The 1680-nt window shown below is 62.6% G+C and carries 1 protein-coding gene and 1 pseudogene; both read left to right on the plus strand.

The features are described 5' to 3' along the window. Positions 1-597: 597 nt before the first annotated feature. A pseudogene (locus tag C5F48_RS23600) lies at positions 598-1061 on the plus strand (RrF2 family transcriptional regulator). A gap of 189 nt (positions 1062-1250) precedes the next feature. After that, complete coding sequence (locus tag C5F48_RS23605) at positions 1251-1523, plus strand: hypothetical protein (protein ID WP_245941513.1); 273 nt, start codon at positions 1251-1253, stop codon at positions 1521-1523. Positions 1524-1680 lie beyond the last annotated feature (157 nt).

Consider the following 1680-nt stretch of genomic DNA (forward strand, 5'->3'; position numbering starts at 1 on the left):
GGCACGACAGGCGGCTTCAGATCGCCCCGCAGGACCTTACACGAGGGTGGCCGGATGCTCATGGAATCCGTGGCCGGATCACCATGGTGCGCGCAGCCATCTGCGGTGCGGCGCATTCTTTGTCAATCCGAGTGACCGCGGAAGGGGTAGAAACCGCGACCAGTTCGAGTGGCTACAGACCCTGTGCTGATGAATCCAAGGGCATATCATCAGCACCGCGGCTTCGGCTGAGCGGATCCCGGACCTGCTGGCGGGAGAAAAGATTGACGGTTGACTGATCGGCACCTTCTATCCGCAGTAAAGGATAGGATTTGCAAAGTGGCCTACTGCCGGTTGGCGGCCAGCGGGTTAGTCACTGTACTGGTGTGTTTGAGCGCTCGCCTTAAAGCCATGGCAAGCGAGGAGCGCTCCAGCCGTAGATCACGCTGATAACCCGCAACAGGAAAACCGCGGCCGCCCGGTGACAAGAAGGCTTTCTTGGTTTTCAAAGGCGGTCAGACGGGATGTCGTGCCCTCTTCGCTCTTGATTTCAGGCCGTGTCACTTGGACAGAGTGGCATCCTTGCCGCGCGCCGCAGTGTTGGATAAGGCTGCAATCATGATCACCCAGAAAATGAAATATGCCCCGAAGGCGCTGATGGCGCTTGCCGACGAGAAGGCTGGCGAGGGCGGGCGTTGCGAATCGAAGACATCGCGCAGCGGTCCGAGACGCCTAAGCGGTTTCTGGAGCATATCCTGCTGGAGATCCGGAACGCGGGCTACATCGCCAGCATCCGCGGCCGCAACGGCGGATACGTGCTGATCAAGGAGCCGTCGTCGATCCCGCTCAGCGAGCTGCTCAGGATGATCGACGGGCCGATCGCGCCCTTGCCCTGCCTCTCGCGCCGGGCCTACCAGCGCTGCGAGGATTGCACCGACGAGACCGCCTGCCGGATCCGCAAGCTCTTTGCCGAAGTGTTCTGGTCCTACCTTCTGCTTATCGAATCGCTGACTCTCGCCGACCTTGCCGGCTCTCCGGCCGCGGCGGAGCAGATCCTGACGGCGCCGACCGGCGTCGCCTGAACGGGCGCATCCAGCGATACCATTGAGTTTCCGGCGAAATCGGCCGGTGTCTTCGCGGACCTCTTAGAGAATATCCTTCTCTTTTGACGGCTGAAATGGCCGTCTCTATTTTCTTGCTTAACACGATAAAGCCTGTCGTAATTGTCGTGACGGCGCAGCGGCGCACGTCCCACATGACAGGAGGCGACCATGCAGATGACAGCCGAGTTCCGTCAGGAGTTCCCCCAGGAGGTGATGCGGGGCCGCTATGGCCTCGGCGACGGCGCCGATGCGGCGCGCCCGGTGTGGCGCTTGCATCTGGTGTCGCGCGGCACGGGCGAGGTGTTGCGGCTGAACGGACTGCCGCTGGTGGTCTTCGCGCGCGACGCCGTAGCGGCGGTGGCCTCGCTGATGGAAGCGCGTGATCCGGCCGAATGGCGCGCCGAGGTGAGCCGTGTGCTGCCGGGTCGGGAGGGGTTGTGATGTTCAAGTTCACCACCGTCGGAGCCGGCCACTTCATCCCCTTCCTCATCCCAGAACCCAAAGATCCACAGGAGACGTCGCAGATGCATGAGCACGCACCATCGAATGGGCCCCAAGCCCCGACCGCAGTCCAAGCCGAGGCCGTCGCCGGCCCCAA

This window comes from Cereibacter changlensis JA139 (assembly GCF_003034985.1).
Classification (GTDB): Bacteria; Pseudomonadota; Alphaproteobacteria; order Rhodobacterales; family Rhodobacteraceae; genus Cereibacter; species Cereibacter changlensis.

Coding starts and splice junctions, on each gene's coding strand:
- C5F48_RS23605 (WP_245941513.1), top strand. CDS start 1,251: ATGCAGATGACAGCCGAGTTCCGTCAGGAGTTCCCCCAGGAGGTGATG.